The organism is Pseudomonas sp. F01002 (genome assembly GCF_004402115.1).
In the GTDB taxonomy this organism is placed as follows: Bacteria; Pseudomonadota; Gammaproteobacteria; order Pseudomonadales; family Pseudomonadaceae; genus Aquipseudomonas; species Aquipseudomonas frigoris.
This window is the reverse complement of the sequence record NZ_SOPU01000014.1, coordinates 212,515-227,495: the sequence shown is the minus strand read 5'-3', so window position 1 is coordinate 227,495 and position 14,981 is coordinate 212,515. Positions and strand designations below refer to the sequence as shown.

The following is a 14,981-nucleotide window of genomic DNA, read 5'->3' as shown; positions in this document are numbered from 1 at the left end:
GGCGCTAGATCGATCTGACCCAGACTTCGCGGAAGGCAAAGTCATTCCCGCCTCCGGTGGGGACATGGTTAACGATCTGCAACTCCGTCTGCGACGAGCTCGCGGTAAAAGTGCCTTTGAGCTGCACCCAGGCCATTGTCGGGATTTCCGTCGCGGGGGCAATGACTTGCGATCCGCTGTCGAGTGACAGCACTGGAACTGCAGCGCTGGTATTCCACCTGCGCACGGTCAACCCGAACTCATAGGATCGCCCCTCCTTCAGCCCCTGAAACGTCTTTTTCAACACCGTGCCGGCAGAGTTGTTGGTGGAGGTGTAGTTGAATAATACGTAGATATCCCCATCTTTGGTGATGGTGAGATCCCGTCGATCAGTCGCAGCGTCGCCCCTCATCCAGCCATTCCAGTCATCGGTACCGTCATCTGCCGAGAAGGTCGTCGTATCCTCAAAAGGTGCCTGAACCTCAAGACACAATGTCGGGAACAGCACCGAGCAAGCACAGTTTCTGCCATCCAGCGCCGCTTGAAAAACAAACACGAGAGGGCTCCCGTCTTTCAGATTTTGCAAAGACGCCCAGGCAATATTCCGACGCCAGCCCTCCACGAACTCTTGTTGCGTGACGGGCTCAGCGTCGGCCACCCGCAGCATCACTGGCGAGCCGTCGGCCTGTTGACCGCAAACATGCAACGTCGCCTTTTGATTGACCACCATGAACGGCCAACGCGCCACCTCGACCGTGATACCGGTCGGATCATCAGTCTTTTTCAGAATGAGAACATTATCGACAGCTTGCGCCACCACAGGAGAGGGAACGCAGGAGAGAGAAACCAACGAGGGGTTTGACATGGCAGGAGTCCTTTCTGGTTGAAAGCCAAACTCGCAAAAAGAGTTCGGCACCTGAAAGTCATCTAAACGTAAGGACACTGGAGCGTCTACTGTCAGATCTGACAGTTCAAAGCGCAAACTACCGGATCTGCGACGAATGGAGTTATGCCCGCGTGTCAAAACAAAGGGGAATTGATCAGGTCTTGGGCACCGGCACCACGGCGATCTTGTAGGGATCGAAAATCTTCAGCATCTGGCCATTGTCCCGCAACCCTTGCAGCAACTTGCCGAACGCCTCACCACTGATGGGTGCGGCCGGACTGAGGATGGCGTAGTGGTGATAAACCTGATCGATACGTTGGGACACCAGCAGTTGATTGGCGACTTTCTCGTTGCGCAGCAGGTAATCGCTGAGGTACGAGCGCGTCACCAGGGCAACGTCGGCACGCCCGCGCAGCACCATCAGCAGGTTACTGTCATGGGAATACGTCAGCGTTGCCTCGTAGTTTTGCGCGAGGAATTTTGGATCGGCATTGAAGTTGGCGAACTCGTAGTGATAGCCGCTGAACAGCGCCAGACGCTTGCCGGCGAGGTCGGCAAAATAATTCTGCTGACGAACCGGCTGACCATCGGGCTGGCGTTGCGCGACAAAAATCTCGGCGTCTTCCAGTCCCATGTCGACAGTGGTGTGCGGGATGTCCTTCCAGCCCCAGTCCGGGTTCTCGAAAATCGCCATGTCCACCCGGCCTTGCTTGAAGTCACCAAAACGCCGGGGAATGGAAGTGGGCACCAACTCAAACTGATAGTCGCTCTGCAAGGCATTGAGCGCCTCGACCAGCTGCGGCAGCAAACCGGTGTCGGCACCGGATTCCGGGCGCACGGTATAGGGGGGGAAATGTGCGGCACCGACCCGCACCAGCTGTGCGGCCTGGGACGGAACCACGCATAACGCTGCAAGCGTCGCCAGCAAAAGCCGCGAAGCCGTCCGAATTGGCGAAGACATCAAAACAACCCACTCCCCAAAAAAATACACTTCAATGCATTCAAGCTAGGCGGTTTCGGCCACTTAGCCAGTTTCCTGCGACCTGAATAAACTTATTGCTTCTCTTCCAGCACCAGAATCAACGCCTCATCGGCCAATTGATCGAGGCTCATGCTGCCGCTGGGGCGATACCAGGTGGTGGTCCAGGACAACGCACCGGTCAGAAAACGGCGGGTGATGAACACATCCCCGCGAATAAAACCGGCCTCCTTGGCCTCGCCCAGCACCTGAAGCCAGAGTTCTTCATAAATATCGCGCAGCGCCAGCACCTGCGCCTGCCCGTCTTCCGACAGCGAGCGCCATTCATACACCAACACCGCCATGGCCTCGCCGCTGCCGCCCATGATCGACTGCAATTCACAACGAATCAGCGCCAGTACCCGCTCGCGCACACTGCCGGCTTCTGCCAGGGCTGCACGCATCAACGCAGTGTTGTAACGAATGGTTTCCTCCATCACCGCCCGCAGGATCTCGTCCTTGCTTTTGAAGTGATGAAAAATACTGCCTGACTGAATCCCCACGGCGCCGGCCAGATCGCGCACGGTGGTGCGTTCGTAACCTTTGTTGCGGAACAGGTGAGCCGCCACTTGCAGCAGTTTGCCGCGGGCGCTGTCCGGGTCGGTCAATTGGCCGCTATCGACCAATTCGCGCATCACCCTCAGGGCTTTTTGCTCGTCCACCCGTTCTCTCCTACAGTCGATCAATCAAATACGCCGCTCACCGCTAAAACTGCGGGGTTGCGCGGGCAATTTAAGCTGGCCGGCGCGACCAAGCAAGCGCTCGGGCAGAAGATATTTCAGCCGTTTACAAACCAAGCGCTTGCTTGGTAGTCTCGATGTACTTCTGTCGGGGGTGGTTATGGAGTTGACTGTGCCAAAAACAATCCGCATCGGTTGCGCCAGCGCCTTCTGGGGCGACACCTCGACCGCTGCCGCGCAACTCGTCGAAGGCGGGCGTCTGGACTACCTGGTCTTCGATTATCTGGCCGAAATTACGATGTCGATCATGGCCGGCGCGCGGATGAAAGATCCCGAGGCCGGTTACGCCAGCGACTTCATCGAAGTCCTCAGCCCGCTGTTGGGTCAACTGGCCCAACAGAAAATCCGCGTCATCAGCAATGCCGGCGGGGTCAACCCCCAAGCCTGCGCCGCCGCCCTGCAAGCGGCCTGCGACAAGGCCGGGGTAACGCTGAAAATCGCCGTGCTGCAGGGCGATGACCTGCAGCCGCAGCTCAAACAGCTGGGCAGCAGCGGTATCCATGAAATGTTCAGTGGCGCGCCCCTGCCGCCGATGTGCGTCTCGACCAACGCCTACCTCGGCGCACCGGGCATCGTCGAGGCCCTGCGTCTGGGCGCCGACATCGTCATCACCGGACGCGTGGTGGACAGCGCCGTGGTCAGCGCCGCGCTGGTGCATGAGTTCGGCTGGTCGTGGCACGACTACGACAAACTCGCCCAGGCCGCGTTGGCCGGGCACATCATCGAATGCGGCGCCCAGTGCACCGGCGGCAACTTCACCGATTGGCGCGAGGTGCCCGACTACGAACACATCGGCTTCCCCATCGTCGAAGTCAGCGCCGACAGCCAGTTCATCGTCAGCAAACCCGAAGGCTCCGGCGGGCTGGTCACTCCACTGACGGTCGGCGAGCAGATGCTGTATGAAATCGGTAACCCGCAGGCGTATCTGCTGCCGGACGTGGTCTGCGATTTCACTGAAGTCAAACTTGTGCAACAAGGCAAAAACGCGGTCCAGGTGCATGGCGCAAAAGGCTTGCCGCCGACCAATCAGTACAAGGTCAGCGCGACGTACCCGGACGGTTTCCGCTGCACCGCCAGTTGCCTGATCGCCGGGATCGATGCGGTCGACAAGGCGCGTCGAGTCAGCGAAGCCATCATCAACAAAACCTCGGAAATCTTCAGCCAGCGCGGTTGGCCACCCTACAGCGAAGTGAACATCGAACTGCTCGGCAGCGAAGCCACTTACGGCCCCCACGGTCAGCGTCAGGACAGCCGCGAAGTGGTGATCAAACTCGCGGTGCGCCATCCGGATAAACAGGCGTTGATTGTGTTCTCCCGTGAAATCGCCCAGGCCGCCACCGGCATGGCGCCGGGACTGACCGGGATTGTCGGTGGACGGCCGACGGTGTATCCGCTGATCCGGCTGTTCTCGTTCCTTATCGACAAAACCGCCTGCACGCTGGAAATTGATCTCAAGGGCCAGCGCCATCCCTGCGCCCTGCCTGCCGTTGATGTGCTCGACACCGCCGACCTGCCCGTGGCGTGCGCCTCACCGAAACCCTCAGGCCGGGCCGATGCCAGCGTGGCCCTGGTCAAACTCGCCGTGGCGCGTTCCGGTGACAAGGGTAACCACAGCAACATCGGCGTCATGGCCCGCGAGCCGGAGTACCTGCCGTGGATTGCCGAAGCCTTGACGCCGGAAGTGATCGTCGACTGGATGAGTCATGTCCTCGATCCGATCCACGGACGTGTCGAACGCTGGTACCTGCCGGGCACCCACAGCCTTAATTTTCTGCTGGAAAACGCCCTGGGAGGCGGTGGCGTGGCCAGCCTGCGGATCGATCCGCAAGGCAAAGCCTTCGCCCAGCAACTGCTGGAAATCCAGATACCGGTGCCTCAGCGCATCGCTGACCGAGTCAACTAGAGGACTGTCGCCATGGCATACGATTCGATTTTCAAAGCCGATTTGTTTGCAGGCCAAAACATCATCGTCACCGGTGGTGGCAGCGGCATCGGCCGTTGCACCGCGCACGAACTGGCGGCCCTCGGCGCCCATGTGCTGCTGCTCGGGCGCAAGGCCGACAAGCTGAAAAACGTCACGACCGAGATTACCGAAGATGGCGGCAAGGCTGACTGGATGGTCTGCGATATTCGTGAGGAAGAAGCGGTCAAGCATGTGGTCAGCGAGTTGATCCGCAAGTACGGACCGATTCACGGTCTGGTCAATAATGCCGGCGGGCAGTACCCGTCGCCGCTGGCGTCGATCAATCAAAAAGGCTTCGATACGGTGTTGCGCACCAACCTGATGGGCGGCTTCCTGATGGCTCGGGAAGTGTTCAACCAGTCCATGAGCACGCACGGCGGCGCCATCGTCAACATGCTCGCCGACATGTGGGGCGGCATGCCCGGCATGGGCCACTCGGGCGCGGCGCGTTCAGGCATGGACAACCTCACCAAGACCGCCGCGTTCGAATGGGGTTATGCCGGGGTGCGGGTCAATGCCGTGGCGCCGGGCTGGATCGCGTCCAGTGGCATGGACACCTACGAAGGCGCGTTCAAGGCGGTGATCCCGACCTTGCGCGAGCACGTTCCACTGAAACGCATCGGCACCGAATCGGAAGTCAGCGCGGCGATCGTTTTCCTGCTCAGCCCGGCCGCGGCATTTGTCAGTGGCAGCACTTTGCGCATTGATGGCGCCGCCAGCCTGGGCGGGCGCGCCTGGCCGATACACAAGGCGCAGATCAGCGAGTCGTTCAACGGTTTTCACCGCGCCTACCTTCCCGACGTGCTCAAGGACAAGGAATAAGTCATGCCGGTGATTCAGTCGCAAGTGGACCCGTTCAGCGAACAGTTCGCCCGCAATCGCGCGGCGATGCTGGTCGGCATCGAACAGGTCCGCCAGCTCGAACAGACCCTGCTGAACAAGGCGGCCGAAGCCAAACCCCGGTTCGACAAGCGCGGGCAATTGTTGCCCCGGGAACGCCTCAATCTGCTGCTGGACCCTGGCGCACCGTTCCTAGAACTGGCGAGCCTGGCGGGCTACAAACTGCATGACGACAAGGACGGCAGTTCGGCTGGCGGCGGTTTGATCGCCGGGATCGGCTATGTGTCCGGCGTGCGGGTGCTGGTGGTGGCGAACAACAGTGCGATCAAGGGCGGGACCATTTCCCCCAGCGGTTTGAAAAAATCCCTGCGCCTGCAACAGATCGCCATGGAGAACAAACTGCCGGTCATTACCCTGGCCGAAAGCGGTGGCGCCAACCTCAATTACGCGGCGGAGATTTTCGTCGAAGGCGCCCGCAGCTTTGCCAATCAGGCGCGGATGTCGGCCATGGGCCTGCCGCAAATCACCGTAGTCCATGGCTCGGCCACGGCGGGCGGCGCCTATCAGCCAGGGTTGTCGGATTACGTGGTGGTGGTGCGTGGCAAGGCCAAGCTGTTTCTGGCCGGTCCGCCGCTGCTCAAGGCTGCCACCGGCGAAGTCGCCACCGATGAAGCGCTGGGTGGCGCCGAGATGCATGCGCAAATCGCCGGCACCGCTGAATACCTGGCCGAGAACGATGCCGATGGCGTGCGGCAGGTGCGCGAGATTATCAGCCTGTTGCCGTGGAATGATCAGTTGCCCTGGATACCCGAACGTCGGTGGGAAGAACCGCTCTACCCCATCGACGAGTTGCTCGGGCTGATTCCTGACGACGCGAAAAAACCTTACGACGTGCGCGAAATCATCGCGCGGATTGCCGACGGCTCGAACTTTCTCGAATTCAAGGGTGAGTTCGATCAGCAAACCGTCTGCGGCCATTTGCAGATTCAAGGTCGCGCCTGCGGGTTCATTGGCAACAATGGACCGATCACGCCCAAGGGTGCGAGCAAGGCGGCGCAGTTCATTCAGCTCTGTGACCAGAGCAAGACCCCGTTGCTGTTCTTCCACAACACCACAGGATTCATGGTCGGCACCGAGTCGGAGCAGCAAGGCGTGATCAAACACGGCGCGAAAATGATTCAAGCGGTGGCCAATGCCCGGGTGCCGAAACTGACCATCGTTGTCGGCGGCTCCTACGGCGCCGGCAACTACGCGATGTGCGGCCGCGGCCTCGACCCGCGCTTCATTTTTGCCTGGCCCAACAGCCGCACGGCGGTGATGGGCGGTGCCCAGGCCGGCAAAGTGCTGCGGATCGTCACCGAGGCCAAACAGGCCAAGGACGGCCTGGTGCCCGACCCGAAAATGCTCGACATGCTGGAACAGGTCACCGCGCAGAAACTCGACAGCCAGTCCACCGCGCTCTATGGCAGTGCCAGCTTGTGGGACGACGGGTTGATTGATCCTCGGGATACCCGGACCTTGCTCGGGTACTTGCTGGATATCTGTCATGAGGCTGAAGTGCGGCCGCTGCAATCCAACAGCTTTGGTGTAGCCCGTTTCTAAGGGCGCTCAGGAGACAATAAAAATGATCTTCACCCAGGAACACGAAGCACTGCGCCGCACCGTCCGCCAATTCGTCGATCACGAGATCAATCCTCACGTCGAGGCATGGGAAAAGGCCGGACGCTTTCCGATCCACGAGATCTTCCGCAAGGCCGGCGACCTCGGCCTGCTGGGGATTTCCAAACCGGAAAAGTTTGGCGGCATGGGATTGGACTACAGCTATTCCATCGTCGCGGCGGAAGAGTTCGGCACCATCCACTGCGGCGGTATTCCGATGTCCATCGGCGTGCAGACCGACATGTGCACCCCGGCGCTGGCGCGTTTCGGCTCCGATGAATTGCGTGAAGAATTCCTGCGGCCGGCGATCACTGGCGAGCAGGTCGGCTGCATCGGTGTTTCCGAAGTCGGCGCCGGTTCCGACGTGGCCGGTTTGAAAACCACCGCCCGCAAGGACGGCGACGACTACGTGATCAACGGCAGCAAGATGTGGATCACCAACTCACCGAGCGCCGATTTCATCTGTCTGCTGGCCAACACCTCGGACGACAAACCGCACATCAACAAGTCGCTGATCATGGTGCCGATGAACACGCCGGGCATCAGCCTCAGCTCGCACCTGGACAAGCTCGGCATGCGCAGCTCGGAAACCGCCCAGGTGTTTTTCGACAACGTGCGCGTGCCGCAACGCAACCGCATCGGCCATGAAGGCGCGGGGTTCATGATGCAGATGCTGCAGTTCCAGGAGGAACGGCTGTTCGGCGCGGCGAACATGATCAAGGGCCTGGAGTACTGCGTCGACAGCACCATCGAGTACTGCAAGGAACGTAAAACCTTCGGCAATGCGCTGATCGACAATCAGGTCATCCACTTCCGCCTGGCCGAACTGCAAACCGAAATCGAATGCCTGCGGGCGTTGGTCTATCAAGCCACCGAGCAATACATCAAAGGCCAGGACGTCACCCGTCTGGCGTCGATGGCCAAACTCAAGGCCGGGCGTCTGGGCCGCGAAGTCAGCGACAGCTGCCTGCAATACTGGGGCGGCATGGGCTTCATGTGGGACAACCCGGTGGCCCGCGCTTATCGTGACGTGCGGCTGGTGTCGATCGGCGGCGGTGCCGACGAAATCATGCTGGGGATCATCTGCAAACTCATGGGCATCCTGCCGGGGAAAAACAAATGAGCACCCTGCCGGTTTGCCAGACCTTGCTGCTCGAACCGCATAACGGTGTCCTGCACATCACCCTCAACCGCCCCGAAAGCCGTAACGCCATGAGCTTGCAGATGGTCGCTGAGCTGCGCGCGGTGCTGGCGGCGGTGCGTGACGACCGAGCCATTCGCGCGCTGGTGATCGGTGGTGCGGGCGGGCATTTTTGCGCCGGTGGCGACATCAAGGACATGGCCAACGCACGCGCTCAAGGCCCGAGTGCCTATCGCGACTTGAATCGCGCGTTCGGTGCGTTGCTGCAAGAGGTGCAACACGCGCCGCAAGTGGTGATCACGGTGCTGCAAGGCGCGGTGCTCGGCGGTGGTTTGGGTCTGGCCTGCGTCAGCGACGTCGCCTTGGCCGATCACCAGGCACAATTCGGTCTGCCGGAAACCAGCCTCGGTCTTCTGCCTGCGCAGATCGCGCCGTTCGTGGTGCAGCGCATCGGCCTGACCCAGACTCGCCGACTGGCGCTGACCGCGGCACGTTTCGATGGCACACACGCACGGCGCATGGGGTTGGTGCATTTTGTCGAGCATGACGCGCAAGCGTTGGCCGAGCGTCTCGATGAAATTCTGGCCCATGTGTTGTGCTGCGCGCCGGAGGCCAATGCGACGACCAAAAAACTGTTGCTGGCGAGTGCCGGACAGCCATCGAGTGCGTTGCTGGATGAAGCGGCCGACTGGTTCAGCGAGGCGGTGACCGGGGCTGAAGGGGTCGAGGGGACCATGGCCTTCGTACAAAAGCGTAAACCGGGTTGGGCGCCTTAAAAGCATCGTCGGAACGCCGCCCGGAGCAAGCTCGCTCCCACATTTGAAATGCATTCCCCTGTGGGAGCGGGCTTGCTCGCGAAGAGGCCATCACATCCACCGCAAAACAAAAGGGAAACCCCCATGCCCGGACTCAGCAAAATCCTGATCGCCAACCGCGGTGAAATCGCCTGCCGCATCCAGCGCACCGCCCAGGCCCTGGGCTATCGCACGGTCGCAATCTTCAGCGATGCCGACGCCGATGCGCTGCATGTGCAGATGGCCGACGAAGCCGTTAACGTCGGCCCGGCCCCGGTGCAGCAGTCCTATCTGAATATCCCGGTCATTCTCGACGCCGCCCGGCGCACGGGCGCTGACGCGATCCATCCAGGCTACGGCTTCCTCTCGGAAAACGCCGGGTTCGCCCGCGCCTGCCAGGATGCCGGCATCACCTTCATCGGTCCCAGCCCCGAAGCCATCGAACTGATGGGCAGCAAACGCCTGTCGAAACTCGCCATGCTCGATGCCGGTGTGCCGTGCATCAAGGGTTATCAGGGCGAAGAACAGGACGACGCGACCCTGAGCCGAGAAGCCGCACGCATCGGCTATCCGCTGATGATCAAGGCCAGTGCCGGCGGTGGCGGGCGGGGCATGCGCCTGGTGCACGAGGCCAGTGATTTGCTGGAGCAACTGCGCACCGCCCGCTCCGAAGCGCTGCATGGGTTTGGCAGCGACGAACTGATTCTCGAGCAAGCGCTGATTGACCCGCGTCACGTCGAAGTTCAACTGTTCGGCGACCAGCACGGCAACCTGATCTACCTTGGCGAGCGCGACTGTTCGATCCAGCGTCGCCATCAAAAAGTCATCGAAGAAGCGCCCTGCCCGGTGATGACCGCCGAGTTGCGTCAGGCCATGGGTGAAGCGGCGCTGAAGGCAGGTCGCGCAGTGAATTACGTCGGCGCTGGCACTGTCGAGTTCCTGCTGGATACGCGTGGGCAGTTTTACTTTCTGGAGATGAACACCCGACTCCAGGTGGAGCACCCGGTGACCGAATTGATCACCGGCCTCGATCTGGTGGCCTGGCAGTTGCACGTCGCCGAAGGACTGCCTCTGCCCTTGCGCCAGGAGCAAGTGCAGCTCAGCGGCCATGCCATAGAAGTCCGTTTGTACGCCGAAGATCCGGTACACGGTTTTCTCCCACAAACCGGCCGCATCACCGCCTGGGAGCCTGCGTTGCAGAGCGGCGTGCGGATCGATCATGGCTTGATTGAAGGCCAGACTATCAGCCCGTTTTATGACCCGATGCTGGGCAAGATCATCGCCCACGGCGCCACCCGCGAAGACGCCCGGCGTAAGTTGCTGCGGGCGGTGCAGGACAGCGTGCTGCTCGGCGTGCAAAGCAATCAGCGCTTGCTCGCCGCCCTGCTGGAACACCCGCAGTTCATCAGTGGCGAGTTCAGTACCGGGTTCATCCAGACTCACTTCGCCGAACATCCCTGCCTGCATGCGCATGTGCCGAGCGCCGAAGAACTGGCCATCGCTGCTGCGCTGTTCTATCAGGCCTCGGCGCAGGTTCATCAAGTGCCACTGGCCGGTTGGCGCAACAACGCCAGCGTGCCGTTGCTCTATCGAATCGGCCTTGAGGATCAGGATTGGCCGGTGGAATTGAACGCTGTGCCGGGTGAACCGTATCGGATTCAAGTCGCCACAACGCCCTTTGAATTGAAGATCATCCAGTGCGACGGACGCTGGGCCAGCCTGGAAATCAACGGTATCCGACGACGCCATGCTTACCGTCTTGAGGCCGGGCAACTCTGGCTGTTCACCCGTCCCGGCAGTGTGCGGCTGGTGGACCGGACGCAGGCCTTGGTCAGCAGCCAGGCCAGCGTCAGCACCGGCACCCTCAAGGCTCCGATGGACGGGGCGATCGTCGATGTGCTGGTGACTGAAGGCAGCCCGGTCATTAAAGGCCAGTTGCTGGTCGTGCTGGAGGCCATGAAAATGGAGCATCCGCTCAAGTCGGGCATCGACGGCGTGCTCAAACGCTTGCAGGTCAGGGTCGGTGATCAGGTGAAAAATCGTCAGATTTTGTTGGAGGTCGAATAAGCTGCTAGGCGGATCCGCCGGGTTTGGCTACGCTCAAGCCCTATCAGGACGCGGATACCAGGAACCCTGCGATGCCTCACTGGCTGGTCATTGATCTCGAAGCCACCACCGATGAGGGTGGTTGGCCAGTAACTGAAATGGAAATCATCGAAATCGGCGCCACCCTGGTGGACCGCAAGGGGCGCGAACTGGACGCTTTCCAGCGTTTCGTCCGGCCGCTGCGTCGGCCCATGCTGACGCCGTTTTGCCGGCAACTGACCCACATCACCCAGGCCAACATCGACGCCGCGCAGCCTCTGAGCGAGGTCTGGGCGTCGTTCGAGCACTGGCTCGACCAACATCACTCGCGCCTCGAAGGCTGGGCAAGTTGGGGCGATTACGATCGCAAACAGTTGGTTCAGGAGTGGGATCGCCTGCAACTCGACAGCGCCCTGAGCCGAGTGCCGCACATGAACCTCAAACAGCGCTTTGCCAAGGCTCGTCGACTGGAGCGCCCGCTGGGGCTTAACGGCGCGCTGCAACTGGCGGGCATGCAGTTCAATGGCCAACAACATCGGGCGCTGGAAGATGCGCGCAATACCGCACGATTATTGCCACTGGTTCTTCCGCTTTAGAGAGGTGACGCCGGCATGGGCCTTGTGCATACTGGCCGGCCCTTTTCAGCCCTTTTCGAGGAATCGCCCATGTTTAAAGTCAACGAGTACTTCGACGGCACCGTCAAGTCGATCGCCTTTGGCACCGCTGAAGGTCCTGCGACCATCGGCGTCATGGCACCGGGCGAATACGAATTCGGCACCAGCCAGCGTGAAATCATGCACGTGGTGTCCGGCGCCCTGACCGTCAAACTGCCGGACAGCAGCGACTGGGAAACCTTCGCCGCCGGCAGCCAGTTCAACGTGCCTGCCAACAGCAAGTTCCAGCTGAAAGTGGCCGTCGACACCGCTTACCTGTGCGAATACCGCGGCTAGACACCTGGGTTTTCACAGCGACAAAAAAATGCCCGCGTCCTTGGACACGGGCATTTTTTGTTCAACGGCAGTCATTCAAATTGTCTTATTCCAGGACTGTCACCGGCATACCGACTTCAAGTTGGCCATTGCTGTCGTTGACCAGGTTCTGTCCGAACATCGCACCATCGGCCTCGGCACGGTATGTTTGCAACGTGGCCAGAGGTTCGCGATCTTCGCTACGCTCGCCGGTTTGCGGGTCGATGGTGGTCAGAATGCAACGTGAACACGACTTGACCACGCGGAACTCGACATCGCCGATGCGGATACGCTTCCAGCCATCTTCGGCATACGCCTCGCTGCCCTCGATCACCAGGTTGGGCCGAAAGCGCAGCATTTCCAGCGGACGGCCGACTTTTTGCGACAAGTCCTCCAGTGAGGCCTGTCCGATCAGCAACAGCGGAAAGCCATCGGCGAAGGCCACCTGATCATCATCCTTGCCATAGCCGGCCTGAGTGGTCCGTGCGCGATCAAGAGGGACTTGCACCAGACGAGTCGGTTTGCCAATGAATTCACTGACCCAGGCACCCGCCTCGTCGCCGGCATCCGGCACACGCAGTGTGTCGCGCCAGATGGTCACGCCACGCAGTTCCGCGTCGCTGGCAGGCAATGCGACATCGATCGGTGAGCGGCCCGGCGCACTGAGGGTCAAGCCACCGTCGGCATTCCACAACGCCGACAGCTGACTCATCTGCGCCACTGCACGCTGGGTCAGAAAGCGCCCGCTGGCCTCGTCCACCAGCATCCAGCGTCGATCACCGTCCAGGCCCAGCTTGTCAAGGCTGACCTGCTGCAGGATCTCGCCCTTGCCGGATTTCAACGGATAACGATAAAGCGCGCTCAGACGCAACATGGCCAGCTCCCTGGTGGGCAAAAAACGCCACCCTATACGAGCTTGATCGCCGAATCAAAGGCTGACGTCAAGTCAGCCTCTGCGGGTGGTGTCAGGCAGGTACTTCATCAAGCATCAAGCGCTGGCGCACCACGTCGACGAGTTTGTCCGGCTGGAATTTGGAGAGGAAGTTGTCGCAGCCTACTTTCTTGACCATCGAGTCGTTGAAGCTGCCGGACAATGAGGTATGCAGCACCACGTAAAGGCCACGCAGACGCGGGTCGTTGCGGATTTCCGTGGTCAGGCGATAGCCGTCCATTTCCGGCATTTCCGCGTCGGTGAAGATCATCAACAGTTTGTCGGTCATGTTTACACCGGTATCGGCCCAGGCCTTGAGCATGTTCAGTGCCTTCAAGCCATCGCTGGCAATGTGCATTTTCACGCCCAACTGACCCAGGGTGTCACGCAGTTGCGACAACGCCACGTTAGAGTCGTCCACCAGCAGCACTTCACGGCCACGGGCACGTTCCAGAACCGGATCGTCGAGTTTGTCGCGCGAGACCTTGGCGTTGTACGGGACGATTTCCGCCAGGACTTTTTCGACGTCGATGATTTCCACCAACTGATCGTCGACCTTGCTGATGGCCGTCAGGTAATGCTGACGACCGGCGCTGGCCGGCGGCGGCAGAATGGCTTCCCAGTTCATGTTGACGATACGGTCCACACCACCGACCAGGAACGCCTGTACCGAACGGTTGTACTCGGTAACGATGATCGTACTGGTCGGGCTTGGCACCAGCGGACGCATACCGATGGCCTGGGACAGGTCGATCACCGGCAGGGTCTGGCCACGCAAATTAACCACGCCGCAGACAAATGGATGACGCTGAGGCATCAGTGTCAGCTTCGGCAGTTGCAGCACCTCCTGCACTTTGAACACGTTGATCGCGAACAATTGCCGTCCGGCCAGCCGGAACATGAGAATTTCCAGGCGATTCTCACCCACCAGTTGCGTGCGTTGGTCTACCGTGTCGAGAATGCCGGCCATCAATGACTCCTGGGCTTGTTCTGATGAATTCACTAAAGGGGGTTATCGGCTGTTTTTGCCGGACCTTGACCCCCCTGTAAAATGCCACGACCAAACATTGATGCCACATTAACATCATGCTTTACTAGCCAGGTGATTTCATCTGCGTCATTGCCTGCCGCGAGACCTCGTTTCGTTCGGCTGGTTCCCCCGTGTAAGGGATTCCCCTAGTAGCAATCAGGCCCAACCTGATATTCGCAATATCCAATAGCCATTAATGTGACGCCATTCTCATTGCATGAACGGAGTCAGGCTTTTGTGTGCGATCGCAGGTAAGTGGCCATCCACCCTATCGAGTTCCCCAGCCTGCAGCCAGACAGGCCGGCGCGCGATCTCACGACGGCATGGCAATGCGGGGACTCTGATCGTCCCCGTCGACACACACGACATCCCCTCATTTGACATGACGTTGTGGAGATAAGCATGCCGAACGATCGTAAAGAGTGGGCTCAACGGCTCCCGGAGTTTCTCGTCGAAGCAGAGACACTCCTGGTTAAAACCGAGGAATGCCTGAGTCATTTGCAACTGATAAGCAATGACAAGGATGCCATCGACTGCATGCTTAGCACCCTGCTCAAACTGGCCAACAAGGCCGATGCCCTTGCTCTGGCAGCCGTTTCCGAGTTCTCGTTGCACATTCATGGTTTGCTGAGCCATGCCCAGAATCACATGGATTTACACGACCAGGCCCTGAGTGCGCTGAAAGACTGCCTGACGTTGATCGCCTGGCAACTTGAGCTTATCGATCAGAAGACCGGCCAACTCAGCCTTGATGACAGCGAACAGACATCCCTGATCGAAGCCTTCGCCTTTCAGGTCGGACAAAGTCAGTTTCAGCCCCCCGCTAATTCCAAACCGTTCACGCTCGTTTCCTCTTTGGGACGGTAATCCTCAATGGATCGGAGCACTGTGCCGCGCTCCGAGTTTTTATTGCCATGACTGCCTCTCTAACTTTAACGGGCTCATGT

The 14,981-nt window shown here is 60.0% G+C and carries 14 protein-coding genes; 9 read left to right on the top strand and 5 right to left on the bottom strand.

The annotated features are described in order from the left end of the window. Positions 1-4: 4 nt before the first annotated feature. From E3W21_RS09325 to E3W21_RS09315, 3 genes are all read right to left on the bottom strand, one after another. On the bottom strand, positions 5-844 hold the full coding sequence (locus E3W21_RS09325; protein ID WP_134419170.1) for a carbohydrate binding domain-containing protein: 840 nt from the start codon (positions 842-844) through the stop codon (positions 5-7). 175 nt (positions 845-1,019) lie between these two features. Further along, on the bottom strand, positions 1,020-1,826 hold the full coding sequence (locus E3W21_RS09320; RefSeq protein ID WP_134419169.1) for an ABC transporter substrate-binding protein: 807 nt from the start codon (positions 1,824-1,826) through the stop codon (positions 1,020-1,022). Positions 1,827-1,918: 92 nt separating this feature from the next. After that, positions 1,919-2,545 (bottom strand): TetR/AcrR family transcriptional regulator, encoded by a 627-nt coding sequence (locus E3W21_RS09315; RefSeq protein ID WP_129437281.1) that lies wholly within the window; start codon positions 2,543-2,545, stop codon positions 1,919-1,921. Between the two features lie 190 nt (positions 2,546-2,735). Between E3W21_RS09315 and E3W21_RS09310 the strand changes: the two genes are divergently transcribed. The 8 genes from E3W21_RS09310 to E3W21_RS09275 all read left to right on the top strand — a co-directional run bounded on the left by E3W21_RS09310 (position 2,736) and on the right by E3W21_RS09275 (position 12,055). Then, complete coding sequence (locus tag E3W21_RS09310; protein WP_166793814.1) at positions 2,736-4,526, top strand: acyclic terpene utilization AtuA family protein; 1,791 nt, start codon at positions 2,736-2,738, stop codon at positions 4,524-4,526. A gap of 12 nt (positions 4,527-4,538) precedes the next feature. Then, positions 4,539-5,408, top strand: a complete 870-nt coding sequence (locus E3W21_RS09305; RefSeq protein WP_134419167.1) for an SDR family oxidoreductase — start codon at positions 4,539-4,541, stop codon at positions 5,406-5,408. Positions 5,409-5,411: 3 nt separating this feature from the next. After that, positions 5,412-7,028, top strand: coding sequence for a geranyl-CoA carboxylase subunit beta (atuC, locus tag E3W21_RS09300; protein WP_134419166.1), 1,617 nt, complete (start codon positions 5,412-5,414; stop codon positions 7,026-7,028). Positions 7,029-7,050: 22 nt separating this feature from the next. Continuing rightward, the gene (atuD, locus tag E3W21_RS09295) at positions 7,051-8,208 is read left to right on the top strand and encodes a citronellyl-CoA dehydrogenase (RefSeq protein ID WP_134102833.1); all 1,158 of its coding nucleotides are present in this window, start codon (positions 7,051-7,053) and stop codon (positions 8,206-8,208) included. Next, the gene (locus E3W21_RS09290; RefSeq protein WP_134419165.1) at positions 8,205-9,002 is read left to right on the top strand and encodes an enoyl-CoA hydratase/isomerase family protein; all 798 of its coding nucleotides are present in this window, start codon (positions 8,205-8,207) and stop codon (positions 9,000-9,002) included. Before atuD ends, E3W21_RS09290 begins: the two co-directional genes overlap by 4 nt. A 123-nt stretch (positions 9,003-9,125) precedes the next feature. Continuing rightward, entirely contained in the window at positions 9,126-11,087 is a 1,962-nt protein-coding gene (locus tag E3W21_RS09285) for an acetyl/propionyl/methylcrotonyl-CoA carboxylase subunit alpha (RefSeq protein WP_134419164.1), read from the top strand. A gap of 71 nt (positions 11,088-11,158) precedes the next feature. Next, a complete protein-coding gene (locus E3W21_RS09280) occupies positions 11,159-11,701 on the top strand; it encodes an exonuclease domain-containing protein (protein ID WP_134419163.1) in 543 nt (180 codons plus the stop codon). Positions 11,702-11,770: 69 nt separating this feature from the next. Beyond that, complete coding sequence (locus E3W21_RS09275) at positions 11,771-12,055, top strand: pyrimidine/purine nucleoside phosphorylase (RefSeq protein WP_007940055.1); 285 nt, start codon at positions 11,771-11,773, stop codon at positions 12,053-12,055. An 85-nt stretch (positions 12,056-12,140) separates the two neighbouring features. Here the strand turns inward: E3W21_RS09275 and E3W21_RS09270 are convergent, their stop codons facing one another. Together E3W21_RS09270 and E3W21_RS09265 are read right to left on the bottom strand one after the other, a co-directional pair. Further along, positions 12,141-12,947, bottom strand: a complete 807-nt coding sequence (locus E3W21_RS09270) for an MOSC domain-containing protein (RefSeq protein ID WP_134419162.1) — start codon at positions 12,945-12,947, stop codon at positions 12,141-12,143. Between the two features lie 91 nt (positions 12,948-13,038). Then, a complete protein-coding gene (locus tag E3W21_RS09265) occupies positions 13,039-13,974 on the bottom strand; it encodes a chemotaxis protein CheV (RefSeq protein WP_046049189.1) in 936 nt (311 codons plus the stop codon). Between the two features lie 462 nt (positions 13,975-14,436). On the opposite strand from E3W21_RS09265, the gene E3W21_RS09260 reads away from it, so the two are divergent. Next, on the top strand, positions 14,437-14,901 hold the full coding sequence (locus E3W21_RS09260) for a hypothetical protein (RefSeq protein WP_134419161.1): 465 nt from the start codon (positions 14,437-14,439) through the stop codon (positions 14,899-14,901). Positions 14,902-14,981 lie beyond the last annotated feature (80 nt).